Below are 24,316 nucleotides of genomic sequence, written 5' to 3'. Positions count from 1 at the left end.
AGATTTCAATGCAATAAAAGTTTCAAAAAAAGAGCGTGACAGCATTTAGAATAAAGCTGTCCAGCCTCGCTGACCTAGTAAACGGCATGTGTTGCCGGGCTGCAGCATGCGGCAGAAAATCAAACCAACAGCTGTATCTATGAAAAAACAGGCGGGGCGGACGCCCCGCCCCGCCTGCCCTCGCGTTCGGTATCGGATGAATCGCGGCCTGACTTCTAGGAAATCAGGCGCTCCTCAAGGTTGTTTTAATTACAGTTTAGCTTGGGCCATAACTTCTTCAACGAAGTTGTCGACTTTTTTCTCCAGGCCTTCGCCCAGTTCGAAGCGAGCAAAACGACGGATCGAGATGTTCTCGCCGATCGTGCTGATTTTTTCGTTCAGCAGCGTGGTGACCGTTTTGTCTGGATCTTTGATGAACGGTTGTTCCATCAGACAGAACTCTTCGTAGTATTTGCCAATGCGGCCATCAACCATTTTCTCAACGATGTGAGCTGGTTTGCCTTCATTCAGAGCTTGAGCTTTCAGGATCTCGCGCTCTTTTTCCAGCTCGGAAGCGTCAACTTCTTCGCGGCGTACGTATTTAGGACCAGCTGCGGCGATTTGCATTGCAATGTCTTTGCAGAAGTCACGGAATTGATCCGTTTTAGCTACAAAGTCAGTTTCACAGTTGATTTCAACCAGAACGCCGATACGGCCGCCGGCATGAATGTAGGACTCAACAACGCCTTCAGTAGCAATACGGCCCGCTTTGTTAGCTGCTGCAGCAAGGCCTTTCTCGCGAAGCAGCTCGGCTGCTTTCGTCAGATCGCCGCCAGCTTCCTCCAACGCTTTTTTACAATCAAGCATACCTGCTCCTGTTTTCTCACGCAATTCTTTTACTGCACTCGCATTAACTGCCATGTTCTATTCCTCCCGGATGCCTGCTCGCAGGCAAGTTGTCCGCTCAGAGCGGATTAGATCTATACTTCCTCAAAAAAAGGGCGGTGAGGAGGCTTTCACCTTCTAACCACCCTTATTGTTCTAAATCATAAATGCCGCTGTTCAGCCGAAGCTGATCTTAAGCCGTTGTTTGCTCGCCTTGGTTAGCTTCAACGATTGCATCAGCCATTTTACCCGTCAGCAGTTTGACAGCGCGGATAGCGTCGTCATTGCCTGGAATAACATAGTCGATCTCATCTGGATCACAGTTCGTGTCTACGATACCAACGATTGGGATGCCCAGTTTGCGAGCTTCAGCAACCGCGATACGCTCTTTACGAGGATCGATGATGAACAGGGCGCTAGGCAGCTTGCGCATGCCTTTGATGCCGCCGAGGAATTTCTCCAGACGGTCTTTTTCTTTGCGAAGAATGATTACTTCTTTTTTAGGCAGGACATCGAACGTGCCGTCCCCTTCCCATTTTTCCAGTTGGCGCAGACGATCAATACGCTTTTGGATTGTGGAGAAGTTGGTCAGCGTGCCGCCGAGCCAGCGTTGGTTAATGTAGTAGTTGCCGCAACGCTCTGCTTCTTCTTTCACAGAGTCTTGGGCTTGTTTTTTCGTGCCGACAAACAGGATCGAACCGCCGTCTTCAGCGATAGAGCGAACGAAGTTATAAGCCTCTTCCACTTTTTTAACTGTTTTTTGCAAGTCGATGATGTAAATGCCGTTACGTTCGGTGAAGATATAGCGATCCATTTTAGGGTTCCAGCGACGAGTTTGGTGACCGAAATGTACACCAGCCTCGAGAAGCTGTTTCATGGAAATCACTGCCATCTTCAACACCTCCTAATAGTGGTTTTATTTGTGTCCTCCGCCGATGTCATCTTCCGGCAAGACTTCCGTATGGAAGCACCCTTGACAGAATTAACCGGCGTGTGTTTTTAACACCGTCAATTACTATAGCATATTGGGCAACACGGCGCAACCATTCGCTTGTCTCAGAGATTCCAAGACATAGGAATGGTTGCGCCGCTCAAGAAATTATTTACTGAACCGCATGTAATGCCGAGCACGAAGTGGAGCGCCGTACACTGGCTGAGCGCCACACTCCACTTAATCAGAATGAGCGGCAAGCCATGCTTTTCCCGCTTTGGGATCCATAGGCTGTCCGGTGATTGTGGCTTTTATCGCGGCGAGATCGGGATTGCCGACGAATTTGAAATACCCAGCGCGAATGTCAGAAGCCGTTTTTTGCCCTTCCATATATCGAATAAAGCTCTGCTCGCTATCAACGAGACCATGCTTTTTAAGCAGAGCCGCCGTATCGGTCAGATTGCTGCCAGGCATAATACGGATAACCAGCTCAGTCTCGGGTTTAGGGGAGGTTTGCCCCTTGGAGTCGGATTTGGACGAAGCGACAGGCTGTGATTTGGTTGCAGTATTAGGCTTGGTTGATGGAGTCCCAGCATCCTTTACACCTTTTCCTGCTGCGGAAGTTGGCGTAGGAGACGGTTTAGAGCCTTCTCCGGATCCAGACCCGGGAGCAGGAGTCTGCTCCGTCCCATCCTTCTTGCCTCCAGCTGTCTTATCCCAATCAGCTAAGGCGCGAGCAACGGCCGTTTGAGCCAATGCCTCCGCCTCTTCAACCGTATAAACCGGCTGCTCATCTGAAGAGCCAGCCGGTTTATCAAGCTCTGGCGCCGTCTGGCCGATCAGCAGCAACTGCAACAACAGCGCTCCAATCATGATGCCCAGACCAAGTCCGGTCCAAAAGGAACGACTAAGACGCTTCATACCGGCTCTCCTCCTGCCTGGCAAGCTGCTGAATAAGCATAACTTCGCCCTTGTTCATGCCGAGTTTTTTGGCGATCTGCTCCACGGAGCATCCCTGTTCATGCAGCTGAAAAAGGGGCTCGAACCGCTCGCGGATTCCCGGCTTCACCGCTGGAGGCGCTTCTACGTCTTCTGTCGCTTCAATCGCCGTTGCAGCCATTGAATTGCCCTCGGCCGGAACACCGGATGTTAGCTCGCCTGCAACAACTGTCGCGCTAGCCGATGCAATTAAGGCGGCTTGCCCTTCAAGCTCCTGCTGAAGCAGCCTGCACTGCTTTTCCAGCTCAGCGATTCGGGCTTCTTTGCGCTCTGCCTCTTCCCGCTCCTGCTCTTTGGAGGCCACCACTATGCCCGTCAAGTGTCGCTGACTCTCTTCCATGTTTTCCATGAACTGCTCAAGAGCTAGCTCCATCCCCTGAAGCCCTGCCCCCGGCGCTTTCCCTTCGGCCTGCTCCCCGGCTTTGCGCTTGCGCGAAAGCAGATTCGACCACACGAGTACAAGCGCTCCAATGAGGACTATATAATGCCAGGGCTGAAAATCCATCGGTTGTCCTCCTTAATGGCCCTCTATGAACATCGAAGCCGGTTCGCCGGCTGTCATAAGCGAATGTCAAGACGATGCCCCTTAAAAGGATGCTCGATCTGTTGCGGCTTCGGGTCCGTCTCTGACCGCGAGGCTTGCTCTTGCTTGTCTGGAGACTCGCCGCTTCCGCTCTCTTTTTCACGATAACTGATTTTGGAATCACCACGGCTCTCAAGCTCAGTGCTGCGGCTTCGGTCCAACTCGGTTTGTTTCACTGCCTGCTCCCCTTGCATCCGGGCTTCAGCCGCGAGCCGACCTTGCAAATAGCTTTGCTGATTGCCTAGTTCTTGAGTTCTGGGCACAGATAGTTGAAGATCAATAGGTCGATAGGGCATGATCAATTCCCCCCGCCATAAGGCTAATCTTGCCTGATGCTGGCAACCAGCATAGTCTATTCCTTGTGCGTTCCTTCTATTGAATAGTGCTCTTCTTGATCCCGCCCTATTGAATGACGCTCATCATGATCTCGCCTTCAATATAACGGAACTGCACTCTAGATGCGGGTTCTTTAATAAAGCGGGTATAACGGCCAATGACCACCTTCGTTCCGCCGTAAACGGTCGAACGAATTTCCACCTTGGCTATGCTGGAGTCCTCAAGAGAGCGCTCGATATCAAAAACTCTCTCCCGCAACTCCTCCATCTCCTGAACGGACTTTTTCTTCGTCGCACCGAGTTTAACGCGAAGAGCCAGCTTGTCGGATGCAATCGTGCCCATGGCCGCCATCTGATCGAGAATAACAAGCGCCTTGTCGGTTTTCTCCAGCGCCTCGCTATATTCTTTGAGTGTTTTGCGAAGCTCCTTGAGCTCCTCTCGCAGCTCTGGTCGTACGCCGACCTCAATCGATGTAGCTGTAGACATGCTATTGCCCGCCGTACGGGCACTAACGCTCTCTCCGGCTTGGATAAGTCCGCCGACAATCAGTCCTTTAGCACCGCTGCAAACAACGCTGCGACCGGCACGCACCTGTGAATGCATGATGCTCTGGCTTACGAGCACATCCTCACCGGCGACCACGAATCCGTCCTGAATGAAAGAACAGCGTACGGAATGGCCGGCTTTCACTGCACCTTTTCCGCCAGCCATAATGCCTCCGGTTATTTCAATGGAACCATCGGTTTCCAGCTCAGCACCTTCAACGCCGCCGACAACCCGAATATCACCTGCCGCCCTTACCTTAAAGCCAGTCAGCACATTGCCGCGAATGACAACGGTTCCCACGAAGTCGATGTTTCCCGTGCGATAGTCAACGTCTCCATTGACCTCATAAACGGGAAATACATTAATAATATCATTGCCGGTAATCGTGAACAGACCGTCAATCGCTGCGTATACGAGCGTACGCTCGGCATTGCAAACGATGTTTTTGCCCGCTTTGATTCGAGCCTCGCGGCCTTTTTTACCCGGAACCTCCGTACCGATAACCGTCTTACCGCTCTCGCCATCCGTTGCCGGCAGCTTGCGAGCGATAAGTTGTCCCTTCTGCACGTTAAGCAGGCGCTTCGTTTCTTTGAAGTCGATCTGGCCGCTCTCGTTTTCCTCCGGCTTATGTTCCTGCTTCATTTCAAGCGAGTAGACAATCCGGCCATCCTTACCGTGTTTACCTGGCAGTCCCTCCGCAACAATGGTCTGCTGCAGGGAATAGGCAACCGGATCCTTGCTTATGGACTGAAGTACATCATGCTTGATTCCGTATGTAATTCCGAATGCATGCAGCAGAGCCTCCAGCTCGCTAGCGGTACAAGAGAAATTCTCTTCGCAGCGAATGAACTGTAACACTCCACTCATTTTATCGGGCGATACCGAAATCTTCATGTGCTGCTGTAAATCAAGCTGTTCCTTCATCGTACGAACCTCCTTCTAGGAGTTCTGCATCAATTGGTCCTTTTGCTTGGAAAGCGCTCCTCGCAGTCTCAAGATTGCTTTGGAGTGAAGCTGGGAAATGCGCGATGGAGATAGCGACATAACTTCCGCGATCTCGCTCAAGGAGAGCTCTTCATAATAGAAGAGAGAAACGACAATCCGCTCTTTCTCGGTCAGCTTCTCGATCCCTTTGACCAGAGACTCCTTGAGAAAAAACTCATGCACTTTGTGATCCGGATTTTTGGCTTTCTCGTCTACGAGCAGCGACATCCTCGTCTCGCTCTCTTCTTCTCGGATCGGATCTTCAAGCGAGCATACCGTCGTAACGGCTATTTCCTGCAGCATAACGGTGAACTCCTTCTCCGACACCTGCAAATAGGAGCTGATCTCGGAGTCGCTAACCGTTCTCAAATACTGCTGCTCCAGGTACTGGTAAGCCTCTTCAATCCGTTTGGCTTTTTCACGGACAGAACGCGGCACCCAGTCTCCCTGTCTCAAACTGTCTATAATCGCTCCACGTATTCTCCACGAGGCATAAGTCTCGAACTGGAGTCCCCGCTTATAGTCAAACTTGTCTATTGCGTCAATAAGACCCATCACTCCATTGCTGGAGAGATCATCCTTGGATACATTTTTGGGCAGCCCGATCGCCATCCGGTTCGTTACATAGTCCACAAGTGGCAAGTACTGCTCAATCAATGCTTTTTTCGCGTCCAGATCCTGTTCTTCTTTCCATTTTTCCCACATCTCCATGTTGGATAAATGAGGCGCCTTAGGCTCTGTCATCGTCCTCAAGCCTCCTTAAGCTTTCACCTGCCAGTTCCCAAATCCACCCCGCGCGAGCCACATGCCCGCCGCCTGCGCTCTGATTCAAGCGCCTTACTCCTGCCCGTCTTGACGGTTCAAATGACGTACGACCTGCACCAAATCCGCTTCTTGTATGTCTGGCCTCGCAGCACGCAGCTGCGGAGGTGAGAGCGGTTGAAAGCCAGAATTCTGAGATTCAGTTCCTTGAGTCCCCTGCTGATTTAAATCTGCATTAACTGCCGGCGGCTTCCATCCGCTTCGAAGTAGCTCCTCCAGGTTCTCATCGCTGTCTGCTTGCAGATTAACTCTCGATCCCGTTTGGGAAGTCTCCTCTTGCGGCGAAGCCTCTATTACTTTGTCAGGCAGTGTAAAAGAAAGCAGAAAACGAAGCAGATAGCCAAGCAACCAAAATGCGGCTGCCGCTGCCAGCGCTCGAGTGCAGGCAACCGACCACGGATTGCGGCTGATGTTAAGCAGAAGCGTCAGAAGCGCGCCTCCTGCTGCAATCCAAGCGTTGATTCGCCAAGTCCCTACCATTGGGCTTACAACTCCTTCGTCCCTTGCTGCACGGATCGGATGTACAAAATACCCGTCTCCGAATCCAGTTCAATCGTTCGCCCATAACTGCCGCCAGTATCCTCACCGACGATCGGTATGCCATAGCTGGCCAGCATCTGCACGCATTTCTCTACATTCCTTGGACCAATGCGGAGCGAGTCGCTCTTGACCAGCGCAGCGAACATCTGAGCTCCGCCAGCCATTTTGGCGCTTAAGCGGTTCACTCTCGCTCCCGCCTTCTCCAACTCCTCTATTAATAGAGGCAGCGCGGTATCGGCATATTTGGCCCGATTGAAAGAGTCCTCTCGGCTGATCGAGGAATCCGGCAGCATGACATGAGCCATACCGCCTATTTTTCTATCCGAATCATATAAAGTTAGTCCCACGCATGAACCCAATCCCGTTGTCCGAATACTTTCTCCCCGGTATGCCACATTGAGATCCGCCATGCCTACTTTCACCACATTCTGCTGAATCATGGCTGCCGCACTCCAAGCGCTTGGAATATAGTATTGAAAGATTCCGGATCGGGGATCAGAAAGAATTGACCATCAAGCTGCTCACCGTTATCCATGAACTTCGTTTCGATCAGTAGAGCGGCATCTCCCATTTCACCATATTGCATCAGTCCATAGGAGAGTATGGCTCCCGCCATGTCCAGTGCAATAGCGGGTACGCTAGGAGATAGGTTCAGCTTCGTAAAGTCCGCGAGGGAAGATAGATAGGAACCGGCCAAAATGTTGCCGATCTCGCCCAGTGCGGACAGCTCCATCTCGGAGTACTCTAAGTCCTCCTCCACCTCCATAGCCGCCAGTCTGCTGAGCAGACGCTTGGCAGATACCGGATGCATAATATAGAAGAGATTGCCTGGAGCTTCCCCCTCGACTCGCAAAAACACAGCCATTACCAGCTCCTCGGCTCCACCTACCCGTTCAGCGACTTCCTCGAAAGGAACCAGGCTGACCTTCGGCACCGCCATATCCACCGGCTTGTTTAGCAGCGTGGATAGTGCCGTTGCCGCGTTGCCGGAACCGATATTTCCGACCTCTTTGAGTACATCGAGTTCAAACTCCGCCAGTCTGTCCAGTGAGCTCACCGTGTCATGCCTCCATCTGTTCAAGCTGGACAAGCTCAGCTTTGTTTAGCACCTCGGAAAGATTCAGCATAACGAGCAGCCTGCCTCCATCGGTCTTGGCGACGCCTCGCAAATACTTCGCCTGGATACCACCTACGACCTCGGGCGGAAGCTCAATGTCATCGCTGTTGATATCGGTCACGTCGCTTGCCTGATCTACGATGAAGCCGACTTCCAGCTCACCGGAATTAACGATGATAATTCTCGTCGCCTCTGTCGCTTCTACCTCTGGGAGACCGAAGCGGCCTCGCAGATCGATGAGCGGGACAACAACGCCGCGCAGATTGACAACCCCTTTGACAAAAGGCATCGTCTTAGGAACGCGGGTGATCGGCATCATACGCTCGACCGTTTTCACCTTTTCGACCTCAATCCCGTACTCCTCTTCCCCAAGTGCAAATACGATAACCTTGATTTCTTCTCCCATTTCCAATTCCTCCCTAGGCCTTATTTGAAGAGCGCATTCGGATCGATGATGAGAGCAACCTGGCCGTCGCCGAGAATAGTAGCACCGGATACAGCAGGCGTTGAACCGAGATAAGCCCCCATAGACTTGAGTACGATCTCGCTTTGACCAATGAAGTCATCCACGATGACGGCTGCCCATTTGTCTCCCTTGCGGATGACGATATATTCGCTTTCTTCCTCGTCCTCCTCGCGGAAGTCGGACGTTTCGAGTACCTTGCTCAGCGAAACGATTGGGATGACCGCGTTGCGGTAGGACATCATCCGGTTCCCGTGAACACTCAGAATCGCTTCTCGCTTCAAAATACCAGTTTCCACAACCGAAGTGAGTGGTACTGCATATTTTTCTGAGCCGAGACGTACCAGCATCGCTGTAATGATCGATAGCGTCAGTGGCAGTTGGATGCTGAACTTGGAGCCGGAACCGAGCTTACTCTCTACCGATACGTTACCGCCGAGTGAGAAGATTTTGGTGCGAACGACGTCCAATCCGACGCCGCGCCCGGATAGATCAGAGATCTGGTCGGCGGTGCTGAATCCAGGAGCAAAAATCAGGTTATTGATTTCGTCAGGCGTCAGCTTTGAGGCTTCTTCTTGAGATAGAACCCCGTTCTCAACCGCCTTGGCTCTAACCTTCTCGGTATTGATGCCGCGGCCGTCTTCCTCCACCTCGATGAACACATGGTTGCCGCTGTGGTAAGCTCGGAGCCAGATTGTTCCGGTCTCCGGCTTGCCAGCCTCGAGCCTGCCCTGTGTCGTTTCCAGGCCATGATCAAGGGAGTTGCGCAGCAGATGAACAAGTGGATCGCCGATCTCGTCGATGACGGTGCGGTCAAGCTCCGTATCGGCGCCGGCAATAACCAGCTCGACCTTTTTATCGAGCGACTTGGCAATATCGCGGATCATGCGCGGGAACCGGTTGAATACAGAGTCAACAGGAACCATCCGTAGCTTCAACACGATGTTCTGCAAGTCGGCGCTGATGCGTGACAGATGCTCTACCGTCTCGGTCAGCTCAACTCGGCCGATCTCGCCGGAGAGCTGCTCCAGCCGTACCCGATCGATGAGCAGCTCGCTGAACAAATTCATCAACGCATCCAGCCGCTCAATATCAACCCGGATCGTACGAGAAGCTGCTGGTGGTGCAGCCTGCCGTCCGCCTTCAGATCGCGCAGTCGGGTTAGCTTTGGTGGATTCCGTAGCCGAAACAACTGCAGATTGAGCAGCAGTTGAGGCCGAGCGGGCTGGCTGAGCAGCTGGCTCAGGTCGAGCAAGCTGTTCCAGCGTAGCCGCGTCTAGCAACTCGGCTTGTGCAACTGCCACCTCCGAGATATTGCTAATCGCTTCCGCCAATTCCTCGCCATCCTGCTGAGTCACGAAAATAACCGTAAACGAGCGGTCAAACTTCTCCTGCTCTAGTTCCGTTACGGAAGGGATCGACTTGATCACCTCTCCCCGCTCCTCAAGCAGGTTGAACACCATGTAAGCACGCGCCGCTTTAAGGACGCAGCTCTCAACAAGCGAAACATCGATCCGCAGCGCCTTTAGTCCGCTGTCCATCGATTGCTTGAGCACCGACAACTGGAACTCATCGATGGCTGCATTTGCAGGTGGGACAGCAACTGCGGAGGCTGCTGCTGTTTCCGCACGGCTGAGGTAGCTGCCGTCAACAATGGATTTTAGCGATGCCACAATGTTGCTTACATCCGCCTTGCCTTGTCCACCGTTTGTGATGTCGCCCACCATGTTCTCCAGTGCATCCAGCCCTTTGAAAAGAACATCGAAGATGAAAGCATCCATGGAAAGCTTGCTGTTGCGAACCAGATCAAGCACATTTTCCATCTCGTGGGTCAAGGAAGCCATATCTTCGAAGCCCATCGTAGCCGACATGCCCTTCAGCGTATGCGCAGAGCGGAAGATTACCTGGACAAAGCTCAGATCGGTCGGATCTCCCTCAAGCTTGAGCAGATTCTCATTGAGCGCCTGCAGGTGATCCTGCGATTCATCAATAAACATGGAGAGATATGCGTTCATATCCATAACGTGATCCACCTCCTGTAAAATGAATTCAACGGGACAGTTCGTTCTAGCAGCGGCTGGCCAGCTCTTTGGCAATCATCGGCAATGGCAGCACGGTGCGGCAGCTTCCGTTCTCAACTGCACTGCGCGGCATGCCATATACGATAGAAGTTTCCTCCGCTTCGGCAATCGTGCTGGCTGCCCCGCTGTCCCTCAGCTCCAGCATGCCTTTAGATCCATCGCTTCCCATGCCGGTCAGGATCACCGCATGCCGTTTCAATTCTGTGAAAGGCACCAGAGAGCGGAACAGCACATCCACCGAAGGTCGATGGCCGCTTACGGGATCGCTTTGCGTCAGTCTAATGAAGTAACCCCGCTCATCACGGGAAAGCTCCATATGATTACCGCCAGGAGCCAAGTAAGCCTCGCCGCTCTGTACGCGCTGGCCGTCCTCCGCTTCAAATACGCGCAATGGACCCGAGGAATCAAGACGTTTGGCCAAGGAAGCGGTAAATCGCGGAGGCATATGTTGCACGATCAGCACTGGAGCTGGCAGATCCGCCGGCATCCCGGCGAGCAGCTCATGCAGCGCTCTCGGTCCACCCGTCGATGTGCCAACTGCAATCAGATGGGTAAATGCTGTGGATGGCTTGCTTAACGCTGGGACTGCCGGAGTTGCATCTGCCACTTGGTTAGGCCGTAGTGATCCGCTGCCGCTTCGCTGCTGCTTCGACGGAGCTTGATCCGCGCTCTTTGCCGCAATTTCCAGCTTCGCAGCGCCAATGCCGCTTTGCAGCGGATCAACCGGTTGCCGAATCCCTTTGGCGGGTGCGCCTTGCCTGCGCCCAGCTGTTTTTTCGCTGCTGCTCTGGCTGGCTTCAACGCTGTTTGCGGATGATTTTTCAGCAACCTGCTTGTCCCCCTCTTTACGCAGTGGTCGCCTTATTTTGGCTTCTCCATCTGCTTCACGAGGATTGAACAATGAGGCGCTTTGCAGCGGATTTTTGACTTGCTGATCTTCTGTTGCGGAGGGCTGTATCGCCCCAACAGAGTGTAGACGCTGCAACCTATCGCGGATCAACACAGCGGTATGCAGCTTCTCCCGCAGCAGCTTTCCGATCATCCCGATCTCGCCAGGCGGCGAGGAAGCGGACGGCTTGCGAATGAAGTCGAACGCTCCTTGCTGCAAGGCCGCAATCGTTTGCGCGGTATGCTCCTCGCTAATGCCAGAGAACATGATGACCGGCAGTGGCCGTGCAGCCATGATCAGCCCCAGTGCCTCAAGTCCGTTCATTTCCGGCATTTCTAGGTCAAGCGTCATGACATCGGGCTTCAGACGGGCCGCAGCTTCTACGGCCTCCCTGCCGGTGCGGGCCATGCCCGCGATTTCAAAAGCCGAGTCCTCCTCGATCAAATCCTTGATCACGGCTCGCATAAAAGCTGAATCGTCCACGATCAGCACTCGAAATTGGGGCATGCTCCAATCTCTCCTTGTCCTAAAGTCAAAGGTTACGTTTGCGGTTGAGCCATTGATGAAAGAATCCTTTGACTGTACGTGTGGAATCGCCAACATGAGGAATTTCCAGATAACTTCTGGCCGTAGCAAGTATGTCGCGTGACGCTTGGCAGTCGGGATAAGCGAGCGAAAACGGCGTTTGCCGCCTTACCGCTTTACCGACATGCGGATCATCCATAATAGCTCCTGCATAAGGCAGTTGAACGTTCAAGAAACGCTGCGCCGCCAGATCCATTTTTTCTGCGGTTTGGCGGCCTTCTCGCTGATCCAATACACGATTCACAATGAGCTTGAACTTTGCATCAGGATGGGAATGCGATACCATTTTGACCAGAGCGTAGGCATCGGTTATGGACGTCGGCTCCGGCGTTGTTACGATGATGCTCTCATGCGAGCCGCGGATGAAGCGCTCCGCCTCTCTGCTAAGCCCCGCTCCTGTATCGAACAGAATCAAATCGTACTCGCCCTGCACCTTGCTAATCTCGCGATCGGCATGCTGGAGTTGCTCCTCTGTCAGATGCAGCAATTCGCGAAAACCCGAGCCTCCGGCAATGAAATGCAACCCGCCCGGCCCTAGTTGGATAATGTCGTGAATAGAACGCTGGCCCTGAAAGAGATGATAGAGCGAATAAGGAGCAGGTACGCCCATCAGTACATCCAGGTTCGCCATGCCAATGTCGGCATCGAATATAAGCACCTTCTGGCCGAGCTTCTGCAGTGACAGCGCAAAGTTCAGGCTGAAATTGGACTTTCCGACTCCACCTTTACCACTCGCCACCGTCAGAATTCGGGTCCCTTTATTCGAGGACGGCTTGTTCTGTTGCAGGATCATATTACGCAGCGCCTGCGCTTGGTCAGACATCCTCGTAATCCCCAAGCAGCAAAGAGCTGTATTTAAGGCTGTTGAATGGTTCGAGATCATCCGGCACCGTCTGACCGAATGCTAGATATAGAGGCTGGAGCCCATGCTCTAACACCAAGTTAAGCAACGATCCGTAGATACGCGTTTCATCGAGCTTGGTGAAAATCACCTTGTTTACTCCATTGCGGATAAAAGGCAGCGCGACCGCCTCCATATCCGAAGTCCTGGCTGTAAGGCTGAGCACGAGGCAGGTTTCACTCCCCTCTCCCGCCCTCAGCAGGCTGCTGACCTCGCTGATCTGCAGCTCGCTCCGATAATTCCGGCCGGCTGTATCCATTAGGATCAGGTCCCTGCCAGCCAACTGCTGGAACGCCCGAACCGTCTCTGCGGGAGAAAATACAACCTCAAGCGGCACGCCGAGTATATCACCGTAAGTTCGCAGCTGGTCTACCGCAGCAATCCGGTACGTATCCGCAGTAATCAAGCCAACCGAGCGTTTGTTCTTCAAGGTTTCAAGCGCTGCCAGCTTGGCGATAGTTGTTGTTTTGCCAACTCCGGTCGGTCCGACAAAGTGGATCGCTTTGGGAGTAAAAGCATCCTCATTAGGCTCATAAGGCTGCAGCCAGTCCATGATCCGCTCTTTCGCCGCCTTCCAGAGTGCTTCGCCATCCTCGGACAAAGCATCAAATCCCGGATCGGCCTGCAGCTCCTGGAGCAGACGCTCTCGACAATCGACGGTTACCTCCTGCTGCTCCAGACGCTCCAGCAGCTTTTTAGCAGGTCCGCTTAAAGCTGCCTGAGCTTGCTGCGCTGACATTTGGCGCATCCAGGTTTTGAGGCCGCGCACCTCCTGCAGCAGCTCCTCCTGTAAACCAGTCAATGGTTGTGCAGTTGGAGCTGGTGCCGGCGAAGTCAAGACATGAGCTGGTGAACCCGCATAAGAGGAAGCTGCCAGCGAAGCAGCGATTCGCGGAGCCGGTGGCTGTTCCAAAGCTGCAGCTGACATCGCATCAGCAGCACTCATGGCCGCTTGAGCCGCTAGCGGCGGTGTCGCCCCGTTCGGTGCGAAAGCAGCAGGCGCAGCAGGCCTCACGATTGGTGCTGACGGCGCAACCGGCTTCCGGACTGGAGCTGCAGCCCCCCCGGTTTCTACAGCAGCGATGACTTCGATACGCCGCTTGCCGAAAAGGCCGAGGAATCCGCCCGTCTTGATCTCTTTCGTGCTGAGAATAACCGCATCGCTGCCTAGCTCACTTCTAATCATAGGGAGAGCCTCTGGAACTGATCCGACTAAATATCGTTTCACCTTCACAGGTTCACCGTCCCTACGCTTTGGACTTCAACAGAAGGCTCCAGCTCGCTGTAGGAAAGAACGGGCACATCCCCCATAACGCGCTCGATAATCTGCCTGAGATACATACGGATCGTCGGAGATGCCAACACGACCGGTTGCTGCCCGGACTGGATTTGCCGTGTCACCTGCTCGCTAACTCGACTGCAAATTTGCTGTGAAGCGACCGGATCTATGGCTAGATAACTGCCCTGATCTGTTTGCTGAACCGCTTCGGCAATTTTCTTCTCGAGCGCCGGACTGATTGTAATAACCTTCATAGAACTTTGGCTGCCACTATATTGCTGTGTAATCTGCCGCGACAACGCTTGACGTGAATATTCGGTCAAAATATCCGGGTCCTTCGTGTACAACCCGTGATCAGCCAACGTCTCAAATATGGTGACAAGATCCCGAATCGAGATCTTTTCCTTGAGCAGCTTGGCCAGCACCTTCTGCACATCGCCGATCGACATGACCGAAGGAATCAAGTCATCCACAATCGCCGGATACGCTTCCCTGACGTTATCCACAAGAGCTTTCGTTTCCTGCCTGCCGAGCAGCTCATGCGCGTGGCGCTTGATGATCTCAGTCAGATGGGTAGCGACTACAGATGGAGGATCAACGACGGTATAACCCGACATTTCGGCGCGTTCCTTGGTCGCTTCATCGATCCAGAGCGCCGGAAGGCCGAAAGCCGGCTCCGTCGTTTCGATACCGATGATCGATTCGTCCTCAAAGCCGGGACTCATCGCCAAGTAATGATTCAGCAGCAGATCACCTCTGGCCACCTGATTACCTTTAAGTTTGATGACATATTCGTTTGGCCGGAGTTGAATGTTGTCGCGGATACGGATGACCGGCACGACCAACCCGAGCTCAAGTGCGCATTGCCGACGAATCATGATGATCCGATCGAGCAAGTCGCCTCCCTGCTGCGTATCAGCCAAAGGAATAAGTCCATAACCAAACTCGAACTCGATCGGGTCGACCTGCAACAGGCTGACCACACTCTCGGGGCTGCGAACCTCCTCGATCTGCTGCTCCTCCACCAGTTGCTCCTGTTCTTGTTGCTGTTTGCTCTGTGCTCCTTGCATTTTCCACCCTAGATACGCCAGCAGTGCTGAGATCGGGAAGGTGCGGATGATACCGATCGGAGTGAACAGACCGAGCAGCGCAATCGTTCCCGCAACTACATAGAGCAGTTGTGGATAACGCGTCATTTGCGTGCTCAGATCATGGGCCAGATTGCCCTCCGAAGCAGCGCGTGTCACGATAAGACCTGCTGCCGTGGAAATCAGCAGGGCAGGAATCTGACTGACAAGACCATCACCGATCGTAAGAATGGAATAGGTTTCAAGCGCTTCGCCGAATCCCATCCCTTTCACTGTCATACCGATGATGAATCCGCCGATCAGGTTGATGATCAAAATAATGATGGCTGCAATGGCATCGCCCTTGACGAATTTGCTGGCGCCATCCATCGAGCCGTAAAAGTCCGCCTCGCGCTCAATCTTGGAGCGGCGTGCTCGCGCCTGCTGCTCGTTGATGAGACCGGCATTCAGATCGGCGTCAATGCTCATTTGTTTACCTGGCATCGCATCCAGCGTGAACCTCGCTCCAACCTCGGCTACGCGCTCCGAGCCCTTCGTGATGACGATGAATTGAACGATAACCAAGATAAGGAATACGATGAAGCCGATGGCGACCTGGCCTCCGGCTACCCAGTTTCCGAATGCCTTGACCACCTCTCCCGCATGAGCATGCACAAGAATATTACGTGTGGTCGATACGTTGAGGGCGAGCCTGAATAACGTCGTAATCAGCAGCAGCGCGGGAAAGATGGAAAAATCCAGCGCCTCTTTCGAGTTCATCGCTATTAAGAGAATGATGAGCGCGACCGATATGTTGATTACGAGCAGGATGTCCATCAGGAAAGTAGGAACAGGGATAACCATCATCATTACGATGCCGATAACCCCCACCAAGATTGCCAGGTCCCTCAGTTTCATGACGAAAGCCTCCGCTTAACTCGTTTAGGATGATTTGCTGCGGCCCTTCAGCTTGTACACATAGGCCAGTACTTCTGCGACCGCTTGAAACAGATCCCCCGGTATCGTATCGCCAATTTCTGTGCGATCGTACAGGGCTCTAGCCAGCGGCCTGTTCTCCATGGTCAATACACCATTCTCTTTGGCAATTTCCTTGATTCGCAGAGCAACATAATCCATGCCCTTGGCCAAAATGACCGGCGCTTGCATTTTGCTGCCGTCATACTTGATGGCAATTGCGTAGTGGGTCGGATTGGTTATGACCACATCCGCCTTCGGAATCTCCTGCATCATGCGCTGCAGAGCCATTTTGCGCTGACGCTCCTTGATCTTGCCTTTGATGAGAGGATTACCCTCAGTCTTCACATACTCGTCCTTGATGTCCTGAAAGGACATGCGCAGGCTCTTTTCGAATTCGTAGCGCTGATAGATGTAGTCCAGCACCGCGATAACGACAAGAAGCACAGCGAATTGCATGCCAATCTTCAACGTCAGGCTCGATGTAAAGGCGAAAATCCCTTCAATTGGTACAAGTCCCAGCTGAAGAATCCGGTCCCATTCCCCCCAAATTGCCATGAAAACGACCACACCGACTACAACAAGCTTTATAATGCTTTTGAAAAACTCGACAACCGAGCGCATAGAGAATATATTTTGCAGGCCTTTAATCGGATCAAGCTTTTTCAGATCCGGTGTTATCGGCTCCGTTGCCAACAGGAATCCGACCTGAGCGTAATTGAACAGGAGCGCGGCCAGGAAGGATAGTAGCAAAATTGGCGAGAGAAGAATCAACAGCTGAATCATGATATCGTAGAACAGCGACATTACGTTCCCATCAGTAAGGTCCATCGTGAGCCAGCTGTTGAACAGGCTGCCGAACAAACGATAGATTCTTTCCTTGTAGAAGCCACCCAGCATATAAAAGCTGGCGAATACAAAGAGGATAATAAAGGCTCCGGGAAGCTCAGGGGTTTTGGCAACCTGACCCTTGTCTCTAGCCTCCTGCTTTTTCTTAGGAGTTGCATCTTCCGTCTTTTCTCCATTAAATAACTGGAGGTCTACTCTAAAACGCAGCCTGGATATCGCTCTCATCCTCCTTCCGATCAGTCGGTCCCGCCCTGGATCGCTCCGAAAAACTCGCCCAGAAAATCGAACATTAAGGAAAATAAATGTCCGAACAAGACGCTCATCGACGGCATCAGCAGCACCAGCAGCAGAAAGCCTAGCAGGATTTTAAGCGGCATTCCGATGACGAACACATTGTATTGCGGAGCTGTTCGAGCCAGAAAGCCCAAACCTACATCCGTCAGGAACATGGCCACCATGATTGGAGCTGCAATCTGAACCGCCAGTAGAAAAGACTGCGAAAACCCTTTGACTAGAAATTCAGAAATCGTCCCGTCCGCTAAATAGGTATAGATGTTCAGTTCGAGCGGAATCCATTGATAACTGTTCATTAAGGCTTGCAGAAGGTAAAGATGACCATTCATCGTCAGGAACAGCAGCAACAGCACCATGTATTTGAAGTTGCCCGTGATCGGAGCGGAAATACCTGTCAGCGGGTCCACGACATTCGCCATGGCAAAACCAACTTGAAGGTCGATTAGTGCTCCGGCCGTTTGCACGACCGTAAAAAACAGATAAACGATAAAACCAAGCAGCAGTCCTACCATAATTTCTTGCACAATAGTCAGCAGGTAGGTCGCGTTAGGTGTGATTTGCTTCGTCGTTCCATAAGTTAGAAAGACGAGATAAGAGACAAAAAAACCGATTCCTACTTTGAACTTTGCCGGAACAGTCCGGGCTGAAAACACAGGAACTACGACAAAAAAGGAAGTAATTCGACAAAAAATCAACAGAAAAACAGGAAATCCTTGCGTAAATAACTCCATATCCTCGCCTACCCGATGTAATTGTGCAGGTTGTTCAGCAGGTTATAGGTGAAATCCACCAATGTGCTGAGAATCCACGGCCCGAACAGCAGCACTGCTGCAAAAACCGCGACAATTTTGGGCACGAAAGCTAGAGTCTGCTCCTGAATCTGGGTCGTAGCCTGAAAGATACTAATAATCAGACCGACGACGAGGCCAATAATCAGCATGGGAGCGCTGGCCTTAAGAGTGACGAGGATTGCCTGGGCAGCCAGGCCGATAACAAAGTCCGAATTCATGCCGTATTTCCTCCCGCTTGAATCACGACGAACTGAAGCTGAGCAGCAGCGATTTGACGATCAGATACCAGCCGTCTACAAGAACGAACAATAGGATCTTGAACGGAAGTGAAATCATGACCGGCGGGAGCATCATCATCCCCATGGCCATCAATGTACTTGCGACGACCATATCAATGATGAGAAACGGAATGAAGATCATGAATCCCATTTGGAACGCCGTCTTGAGCTCGCTGATCGCATAGGCTGGCACAAGCACAGTGAGGGAAATATCCTCATAGGTCTTAGGCCTTTCTGCCTTGGAGTAGTTCAGAAAGAGCAGCAGATCCTTCTCCCGCGTATGCTGGAACATGAACTTTTTCATCGGCTTGGCCGCCTGCTCAAGAGCTTCCGTTTGCGTCAGCTCTCCTTTGATATAAGGCTGCAATGCAACCTCGTTAACCTGCGACAAAGTCGGCGCCATAATGAACAAGGTTAAAAACAGGGCCAGCCCAATCATGACCTGGTTCGGAGGCATCTGCTGGGTTCCCAGCGAGGTCCGAACAAATCCAAGAACGATGACGATTCGTGTGAAGCTAGTCATCAGAATCAGGATCGAAGGTGCGATTGTCATTACGGTAATCAGCAGTACTAGCGAGATCGCGCTTGTCCCACCCGATTCTTCTCCGCCAATGCTAATGTCGATTCCGGGCAGCGGCTCTGCATAAGCCGATTGCTGCAAAGCAAGCGATAAAGCACCAGCGACCAGCATCGACAGCATCCATTTCCATTTCATTCTTCTCTCAACCGTTCCCTGTCTCTGGTTTCCTGCAGCAGATGCTCCAGTTCCTCTTGCTGCCTGGACTGCTGCTCCAGCTTTTGTTGGAGCATCATTTCGAACCGTTTTGCATCTCCGCCTTCGCCAGCTTGACGCGCGGTCTCCCTACGTCCTGCAACTTTGCCTTGCAGCAGCTTCATCCACTCGGCGGCGGGACTAGTGCTTGCAGCGTTAGTTTGCTTCGAAAGCTGCTGGCGGACTGCCTCCACCGCGTCTGGATCTGAAATGATATCCAGCGCGGCTACATTATCACCTATGCCAAGTACATAGATTTTTCCTGCGACCTCTACGAGTTGGATCGACTTACCTTGCGCAAGAGTCATTCCAGCTAGCGACTGAAGTGACCTAGGACCGCTCCATAACTGACTGCGCTTGGAGAGAAACTTGATGAGTAGCACGATAAGGCCGATAACGAGCGCTAGCGCTACGATCATCCAGATCATGCTTCCCATCATGCTGCCTGTTGTAAGTTGAGGCGCCCCCTCCAGAGCTGGACCCGGGGAAGGAAACAAGGAGATTTCTTCCTCCGGGGAGGGACTGGCAGCCGTCAGACCCGTTTTCGCCATCCCTGAGGATAGCGGATGGATATACAGTGCACTCACGAATCAGCCCAGTGTTTTCTTGATAGCTTCGATGACCCGGTCAGCTTGGAAAGGCTTAACGATAAAGTCTTTCGCTCCCGCCTGGATAGCATCGATAACCATTGCCTGCTGGCCCATTGCCGAACACATGATGACTTTTACATTGGCATCCATTTTTTTAATTTCCTTGAGAGCGGCAATTCCGTCCATTTCAGGCATCGTAATGTCCATTGTGATCAAATCCGGTTTCAACTCTTTATATTTTTCAATTGCTTGGGAACCGTCCTGGGCTTCGCCTACTACCTCGTAGCCGTTTTTAGTCAGAATATCGCGAATCATCATTCGCATGAAGGCAGCATCATCAACGATAAGAATACGGTTTGCCATTGTAATTTCCTCCCAGGATGTGAATTACTGTATTTTGGTAATGCGGTCCCATTGGCTGACAATATCAGTCACCCTGACCCCAAAATTCTCGTCTATGACGACAACCTCGCCTTTTGCAATGAGCTTGTTGTTCACCAGAATATCGACCGGTTCGCCGGCAAGTTTATCCAGCTCGATGATCGAACCCTGGGACAGCTCGAGAATGTCCTTAATCTGCTTTTGCGTCCGGCCAAGCTCCACCGTTACTTTGAGTGGAATATCAAGCAACAGGCCAAGATTTGTCTCGTCCGGCTGTGGATAACCCCCGCCCTGGAAACCTCCGAATTGTACAGGCTGAACGCTCACATTCCGTCCTACAGGAGCTCCGTACGTTTGAGGCCCTGCCGCTGCCGGTGCCATTGGATCCCGATAAGGCGCCTGGTAGGTCGGCTGCGGAGCTTGTACATGAGGCTGGCTGGACTGAACTGGTGGAGCCGCATAAGGAATTTCAGCTGGCGTTGCTGCCGCTCCAGCAACTAGCGCTGCCGGAGCTGAAGCTGCCGCAGATTCAGAGCTTGAGCCGCCCATAAGTGAATCCACCATCTGTTTCGCGAATGCTACAGGGAGAAGCTGCATAATGGTCGAGTCGATCAGATCGCCGATCATAAGACGGAAGCTGATTTTGATGAATACATCATCTGGAGGCAACTGTTGTAAGCCGCCGCCCTGCTCCACATCCAAAATATCGATGCCTGGAGGCGAGATGTTGACCATACGATTGAAAATGGTCGACATCGACGTCGCAGAAGATCCCATCATCTGATTCATTGCTTCCTGTACGGCGCTGATATGAATATCATTCAGCTCTTGCTGGCCGACAATCCCCTCGCCGCCAAGCATAAGATCAGCGATAATACCTGCATCTCTCGTCTTGATGACGAGGGAGTTAATGCCTTCAAAACCTTCCACATAACTGACTGAAACTGCTACATGCGGCTTTGGAAACTCGTCTCCGAGCTCCGCACGGCGAATGAGGGAAACCGTAGGAGTCGTAATGTCCACCTTACGGCCAAGCAAGGTCGACAATGCTGTTGCTGCGCTGCCAAAGGTGATATTGCCGATTTCTCCAAGAGCATCCTGCTCCATTCCGGTCAAGTAATGCTCGATCTTACTCTCGGATGGTGAAATGGCCGCTTCATCGGCTTCCCCGGAGCTCTGTCTTAACAGAGCATCGATCTCCTCCTGGGACAAATAATCTTTACTCGTCATAGTCTTCGTCCGCTCCTTCACTTACGATCTCTTCTACTTGAACCGCAAGCCGATCACGGACCGACCCCGGGCTGCCGATAAATTTCAGCTTTTCCCCTACCTTGATATGGAGCCCATCGCCCACTGGCTTTTTAAGGGAAATGACATCTCCGATAGCAAGATTCATGAACTCATGAACGGTTATAGAAGATTCACCTAGCTCAGCAATAATAGGTAGTCTCGCTTTATGTACCCGTTGCTCCAACATCTCTACTTCTTCAGGAACTCTGGATTTCTTTTGGGAAACAAACCAGTGGTGTACGGAAAGTCTCGGCATAATCGGCTCAATGACCACATGAGGGATACAAAGATTGATCATCCCTGTCGTATCACCGATCTTTGTGCTCAATGAGATGAGAGCGATCGTTTCATTTGGTGAGACAATCTGCATAAACTGCGGGTTTGTCTCCAGTGATTCGAGCCTTGGAGAGATATCGATGACCGATTTCCAAGCCTCTTGCAAACTTTCGAATGCACGGCTGAACATTTTCTCCATGATCATCGTTTCAATTTCCGTCAAATTTCCGATCTTGGTCGGGGCAGTACCTGAACCACCGAGTAGCCGATCCACCATGGAGTAGGCGACATTAGGATGAACCTCAAGCACCATTCGTCCTTTGAGCGGCTCTGCATCGAAAATGTTCAGAATCGTCATCTTCGGGATGGAACGGATAAATTCATCATAAGGCAGCTGCTCGACCTGTACGACGTTGATCTGAACGAATGTCCGCAGTTGAGCGGAGAAATAAGTCGTCAGGAAACGAGCGAAATTTTCATGAATTCGGGTGAGGCTGCGAATATGATCCTTCGAGAACCTTACAGCCCGTTTGAAGTCATACGAACGGACTTTTTTCTGGCTCTCTTCCTTTTTCAGCTCTTCCGCATCCATCTCGCCCGAAGAAAGAGCGGCAAGCAGCGCGTCTATTTCATTTTGCGATAGAACATCTACCAATCTCTCTCACCTCCTTGCCTGATGCTTAGCTGGCTTAAATATCAGTCAGAAGATAGTCCGTAATGGAAACCTTGACTAATTTCCCTTTTGGAAGGATCTTGTTGATCTCATTGAGCAGCTTAGCTTCTAGCGCATCCTGTCCTGCGGAACCTTCCAGCTGCTGAGCGGTTGTATCCGCCAGAATCCGATTAATAATCGGCTTCACAGCAATATCCTTGATTTGATCCAATTCTGTCTTAGTCGCTTTTTTGTCCATTTGGAAAGCAAAGCTGATAATGACCAACTTCTCGTTGTCCTTCAGATTACGCTTGATTTCTTTGAGCTCAAGTGTCACGGCAAGCCTATCTTTGGCAGACAGCGGTTTCACTGTCGCGGCGACTACCTTGCCTTCGGACCCTGCTTTATCCGGACTGCCTAGAAGGGAGTTGTATAGAAACACCGCCACTACGGCAATTAATGATATGGCTAGCAAGGTCGTTATCATCCAGGGAAGCATTTTTTTCATCGCGGTTATTCCTCCGTCGCTGCGCTCTTCACAGATGCGGCCGTAAGTCCAATGGCGCGCTGATAGTCGATAATTCGGTCTACCAGCACTGCGGCCGATTCCAGAATGACCATTTTTTTGCCGGTGGTCATTGAAATGAGCGTATCCGGTGTTTCTTCGATCAGCTCGATCAACAAAGCGTTGATCGTGAGCTTGCTGCCATTCAGCCTGGTTACCTGGATCATAGAGCTCCTTCCCGCTTGGCAACCCTCGCATATATGCCGCTAGTATTAAGCGGCACTCACGCAAGGGTCGCAGCTTCAGCCTGCGGCGATTAACGCTTCAGGTTGACAAGCTCCTGGAGGATCTCGTCGGAAGTAGTGATGATGCGGGAGTTCGATTGGAAGCCGCGTTGAGCGACGATCATTTCCGTGAACTCGCTCGTCAGATCGACGTTGGACATTTCTAGTTGTCCGGCCACTATTGTGCCGCTGCCCGTCTCTGGATCTCCAGGAATACCGAGTGCCAGTTCCTCCAGATTGGAGTTGACGGTGGAACGGTAGAGGTTGGCTCCCATTTTCTCCAAACCGTTCGGGTTCTGTACTTGCACAACACCGATGGTCGCAATTGCGTCGCCAGTCGTTCCGTCGGCGTTTACGCCGACGATGGAGCCGTCTTTGCCGATCGAGTAGGCATTCACTCCAGCAAGCGAAATGATCCCGCCATCCGAGCTGAGCACGAGTCCGCCATCGGCGGTTACTAGCTGACCAGCAGCGTCGACGGAGAAATTACCAGCCCGGGTAAGGTAGAATCCATCTTCCATACCAGCTGGGCGGACTGCGAAAAATCCGTCTCCGTCAATACGCAGGTCGGTTGGAACATTAGTCGTCATCGCGCTACCCGCCGTATGGAGCGAGTCTACCGAAGCAACCGTGACACCGAGACCAATCTGCTGTGCATTTTTACCGCCACGCGCATCTGCCTCCGCCATACTTGCTCCCGACACGGTCTGGCTAAGAATGTCTTGGAACATAACCCGGCCGGACTTGAAGCCAACTGTGTTCACATTGGCAATGTTGTTGCCGATTACGTCAAGCTTTGTTTGAAAACCGCGCATGCCGGATACTCCCGAATACATCGATCTAAGCACAGGTATTAGCCCCCTAATTGGTATGTTTGGTTAGAAAATATTCAAGCCAGAACTTCGTCAGGTGGTGTTGGAGCTTCTTCTTTCGGCTGTTCCTCTTTATTCTCGCTATCAACCTGCTTCAGCGCGTCAAGAGGAATATTTTTGCCGCCGGAGACGATGTACTGCAAGCCATCTTTCAGAATTATGGACTCTACGACGCCTTTTTCGGTCGTCAGCTTGCCCGCTGCATCATAAACATCCCATTGAACCGTTCTTCCAATCAGATCGGAAGTAAGTCCAAGATTCTGTCCCTGCACATTTAATTGACCCGATATGTTCGTCAACTGCTCAACCGAAGAGAATTGCGCGAGCTGAGCGATATAAGTCGTATTGTCGGCCGGCTTCAGAGGATCCTGATACTTCAGCTGCGCGACGAGCAGTTGCAGGAAAGAGTCTTTGCCCATCGTCGAGTTATCCATGCTGGTCGATGCTGCACTTGCATTTTTTTGACTGATGTAAGGATAAATGGAATTGTTGTTCACTGAGCCTGATGCCATCTGCTTAT

Annotated in this window: 28 protein-coding genes; all 28 read right to left on the bottom strand. The window is 52.0% G+C overall.

Annotated elements, in window-relative coordinates:
* Positions 1–249: 249 nt before the first annotated feature.
* Complete coding sequence (gene tsf, locus CGZ75_RS04720) at positions 250–900, bottom strand: translation elongation factor Ts (RefSeq protein ID WP_089523100.1); 651 nt, start codon at positions 898–900, stop codon at positions 250–252.
* A 157-nt stretch (positions 901–1,057) separates the two neighbouring features.
* On the bottom strand, positions 1,058–1,756 hold the full coding sequence (rpsB, locus tag CGZ75_RS04715) for a 30S ribosomal protein S2 (protein WP_089523099.1): 699 nt from the start codon (positions 1,754–1,756) through the stop codon (positions 1,058–1,060).
* 279 nt (positions 1,757–2,035) lie between these two features.
* Positions 2,036–2,716: a hypothetical protein gene (locus tag CGZ75_RS04710; protein WP_089523098.1), complete on the bottom strand. Its 681-nt coding sequence runs from the start codon at positions 2,714–2,716 to the stop codon at positions 2,036–2,038.
* On the bottom strand, positions 2,703–3,299 hold the full coding sequence (locus CGZ75_RS04705; RefSeq protein WP_089523097.1) for a hypothetical protein: 597 nt from the start codon (positions 3,297–3,299) through the stop codon (positions 2,703–2,705). Before CGZ75_RS04705 ends, CGZ75_RS04710 begins: the two co-directional genes overlap by 14 nt.
* A gap of 53 nt (positions 3,300–3,352) precedes the next feature.
* Positions 3,353–3,673, bottom strand: a complete 321-nt coding sequence (locus CGZ75_RS04700) for a hypothetical protein (protein WP_089523096.1) — start codon at positions 3,671–3,673, stop codon at positions 3,353–3,355.
* A 106-nt stretch (positions 3,674–3,779) separates the two neighbouring features.
* Complete coding sequence (locus CGZ75_RS04695) at positions 3,780–5,183, bottom strand: flagellar assembly protein A (RefSeq protein WP_089523095.1); 1,404 nt, start codon at positions 5,181–5,183, stop codon at positions 3,780–3,782.
* Between the two features lie 15 nt (positions 5,184–5,198).
* Complete coding sequence (locus tag CGZ75_RS04690) at positions 5,199–5,987, bottom strand: FliA/WhiG family RNA polymerase sigma factor (protein WP_089523094.1); 789 nt, start codon at positions 5,985–5,987, stop codon at positions 5,199–5,201.
* A 93-nt stretch (positions 5,988–6,080) separates the two neighbouring features.
* Positions 6,081–6,545, bottom strand: a complete 465-nt coding sequence (locus CGZ75_RS04685; protein WP_089523093.1) for a hypothetical protein — start codon at positions 6,543–6,545, stop codon at positions 6,081–6,083.
* Positions 6,546–6,550: 5 nt separating this feature from the next.
* Entirely contained in the window at positions 6,551–7,045 is a 495-nt protein-coding gene (locus CGZ75_RS04680) for a chemotaxis protein CheD (RefSeq protein WP_089523092.1), read from the bottom strand.
* On the bottom strand, positions 7,042–7,662 hold the full coding sequence (locus CGZ75_RS04675; protein WP_089523091.1) for a chemotaxis protein CheC: 621 nt from the start codon (positions 7,660–7,662) through the stop codon (positions 7,042–7,044). Before CGZ75_RS04675 ends, CGZ75_RS04680 begins: the two co-directional genes overlap by 4 nt.
* A gap of 4 nt (positions 7,663–7,666) precedes the next feature.
* A complete protein-coding gene (locus CGZ75_RS04670; RefSeq protein WP_089523090.1) occupies positions 7,667–8,128 on the bottom strand; it encodes a chemotaxis protein CheW in 462 nt (153 codons plus the stop codon).
* A 20-nt stretch (positions 8,129–8,148) separates the two neighbouring features.
* Positions 8,149–10,206, bottom strand: a complete 2,058-nt coding sequence (locus tag CGZ75_RS04665; protein ID WP_089523089.1) for a chemotaxis protein CheA — start codon at positions 10,204–10,206, stop codon at positions 8,149–8,151.
* Between the two features lie 46 nt (positions 10,207–10,252).
* Complete coding sequence (locus tag CGZ75_RS04660) at positions 10,253–11,662, bottom strand: protein-glutamate methylesterase/protein-glutamine glutaminase (protein ID WP_089523088.1); 1,410 nt, start codon at positions 11,660–11,662, stop codon at positions 10,253–10,255.
* Positions 11,663–11,687: 25 nt separating this feature from the next.
* On the bottom strand, positions 11,688–12,563 hold the full coding sequence (locus CGZ75_RS04655) for a MinD/ParA family protein (protein ID WP_089523087.1): 876 nt from the start codon (positions 12,561–12,563) through the stop codon (positions 11,688–11,690).
* Complete coding sequence (gene flhF, locus CGZ75_RS04650; protein WP_281255106.1) at positions 12,556–13,869, bottom strand: flagellar biosynthesis GTPase FlhF; 1,314 nt, start codon at positions 13,867–13,869, stop codon at positions 12,556–12,558. Before flhF ends, CGZ75_RS04655 begins: the two co-directional genes overlap by 8 nt.
* A 2-nt stretch (positions 13,870–13,871) precedes the next feature.
* Positions 13,872–15,905 (bottom strand): flagellar biosynthesis protein FlhA, encoded by a 2,034-nt coding sequence (gene flhA, locus CGZ75_RS04645; RefSeq protein ID WP_089523085.1) that lies wholly within the window; start codon positions 15,903–15,905, stop codon positions 13,872–13,874.
* A gap of 24 nt (positions 15,906–15,929) precedes the next feature.
* Positions 15,930–17,036 (bottom strand): flagellar biosynthesis protein FlhB, encoded by a 1,107-nt coding sequence (gene flhB, locus CGZ75_RS04640; protein WP_089523084.1) that lies wholly within the window; start codon positions 17,034–17,036, stop codon positions 15,930–15,932.
* Between the two features lie 11 nt (positions 17,037–17,047).
* Complete coding sequence (fliR, locus tag CGZ75_RS04635) at positions 17,048–17,836, bottom strand: flagellar biosynthetic protein FliR (RefSeq protein WP_089523083.1); 789 nt, start codon at positions 17,834–17,836, stop codon at positions 17,048–17,050.
* An 8-nt stretch (positions 17,837–17,844) separates the two neighbouring features.
* Positions 17,845–18,114: a flagellar biosynthesis protein FliQ gene (gene fliQ, locus CGZ75_RS04630; RefSeq protein ID WP_089523082.1), complete on the bottom strand. Its 270-nt coding sequence runs from the start codon at positions 18,112–18,114 to the stop codon at positions 17,845–17,847.
* A gap of 22 nt (positions 18,115–18,136) precedes the next feature.
* Positions 18,137–18,865, bottom strand: a complete 729-nt coding sequence (gene fliP, locus CGZ75_RS04625) for a flagellar type III secretion system pore protein FliP (protein ID WP_425436474.1) — start codon at positions 18,863–18,865, stop codon at positions 18,137–18,139.
* A gap of 20 nt (positions 18,866–18,885) precedes the next feature.
* Positions 18,886–19,443, bottom strand: coding sequence for a flagellar biosynthetic protein FliO (locus CGZ75_RS04620; RefSeq protein WP_176444676.1), 558 nt, complete (start codon positions 19,441–19,443; stop codon positions 18,886–18,888).
* 93 nt (positions 19,444–19,536) lie between these two features.
* A complete protein-coding gene (locus CGZ75_RS04615) occupies positions 19,537–19,899 on the bottom strand; it encodes a response regulator (protein ID WP_028597425.1) in 363 nt (120 codons plus the stop codon).
* A gap of 24 nt (positions 19,900–19,923) precedes the next feature.
* Positions 19,924–21,147, bottom strand: coding sequence for a flagellar motor switch phosphatase FliY (fliY, locus tag CGZ75_RS04610; protein ID WP_089523079.1), 1,224 nt, complete (start codon positions 21,145–21,147; stop codon positions 19,924–19,926).
* Positions 21,137–22,138 (bottom strand): flagellar motor switch protein FliM, encoded by a 1,002-nt coding sequence (fliM, locus tag CGZ75_RS04605; protein WP_089523078.1) that lies wholly within the window; start codon positions 22,136–22,138, stop codon positions 21,137–21,139. The genes fliY and fliM overlap by 11 nt, the downstream gene beginning before the upstream one ends.
* 34 nt (positions 22,139–22,172) lie before the next feature.
* Complete coding sequence (locus tag CGZ75_RS04600; RefSeq protein WP_089523077.1) at positions 22,173–22,643, bottom strand: flagellar basal body-associated FliL family protein; 471 nt, start codon at positions 22,641–22,643, stop codon at positions 22,173–22,175.
* A gap of 5 nt (positions 22,644–22,648) precedes the next feature.
* A complete protein-coding gene (locus CGZ75_RS04595) occupies positions 22,649–22,867 on the bottom strand; it encodes a flagellar FlbD family protein (protein WP_089523076.1) in 219 nt (72 codons plus the stop codon).
* A gap of 89 nt (positions 22,868–22,956) precedes the next feature.
* Complete coding sequence (locus CGZ75_RS04590) at positions 22,957–23,772, bottom strand: flagellar hook-basal body complex protein (protein ID WP_089523075.1); 816 nt, start codon at positions 23,770–23,772, stop codon at positions 22,957–22,959.
* A gap of 41 nt (positions 23,773–23,813) precedes the next feature.
* On the bottom strand, positions 23,814–24,308 hold the full coding sequence (locus tag CGZ75_RS04585; RefSeq protein WP_089523074.1) for a flagellar hook capping FlgD N-terminal domain-containing protein: 495 nt from the start codon (positions 24,306–24,308) through the stop codon (positions 23,814–23,816).
* Between the last annotated feature and the right edge of the window lie 8 nt (positions 24,309–24,316).

This window comes from Paenibacillus herberti (assembly GCF_002233675.1).
In the GTDB taxonomy this organism is placed as follows: Bacteria; Bacillota; Bacilli; order Paenibacillales; family Paenibacillaceae; genus Paenibacillus_O; species Paenibacillus_O herberti.
Note: the sequence above shows the minus strand (reverse complement) of the source record. Positions and strands in the feature narration are given on the sequence as shown.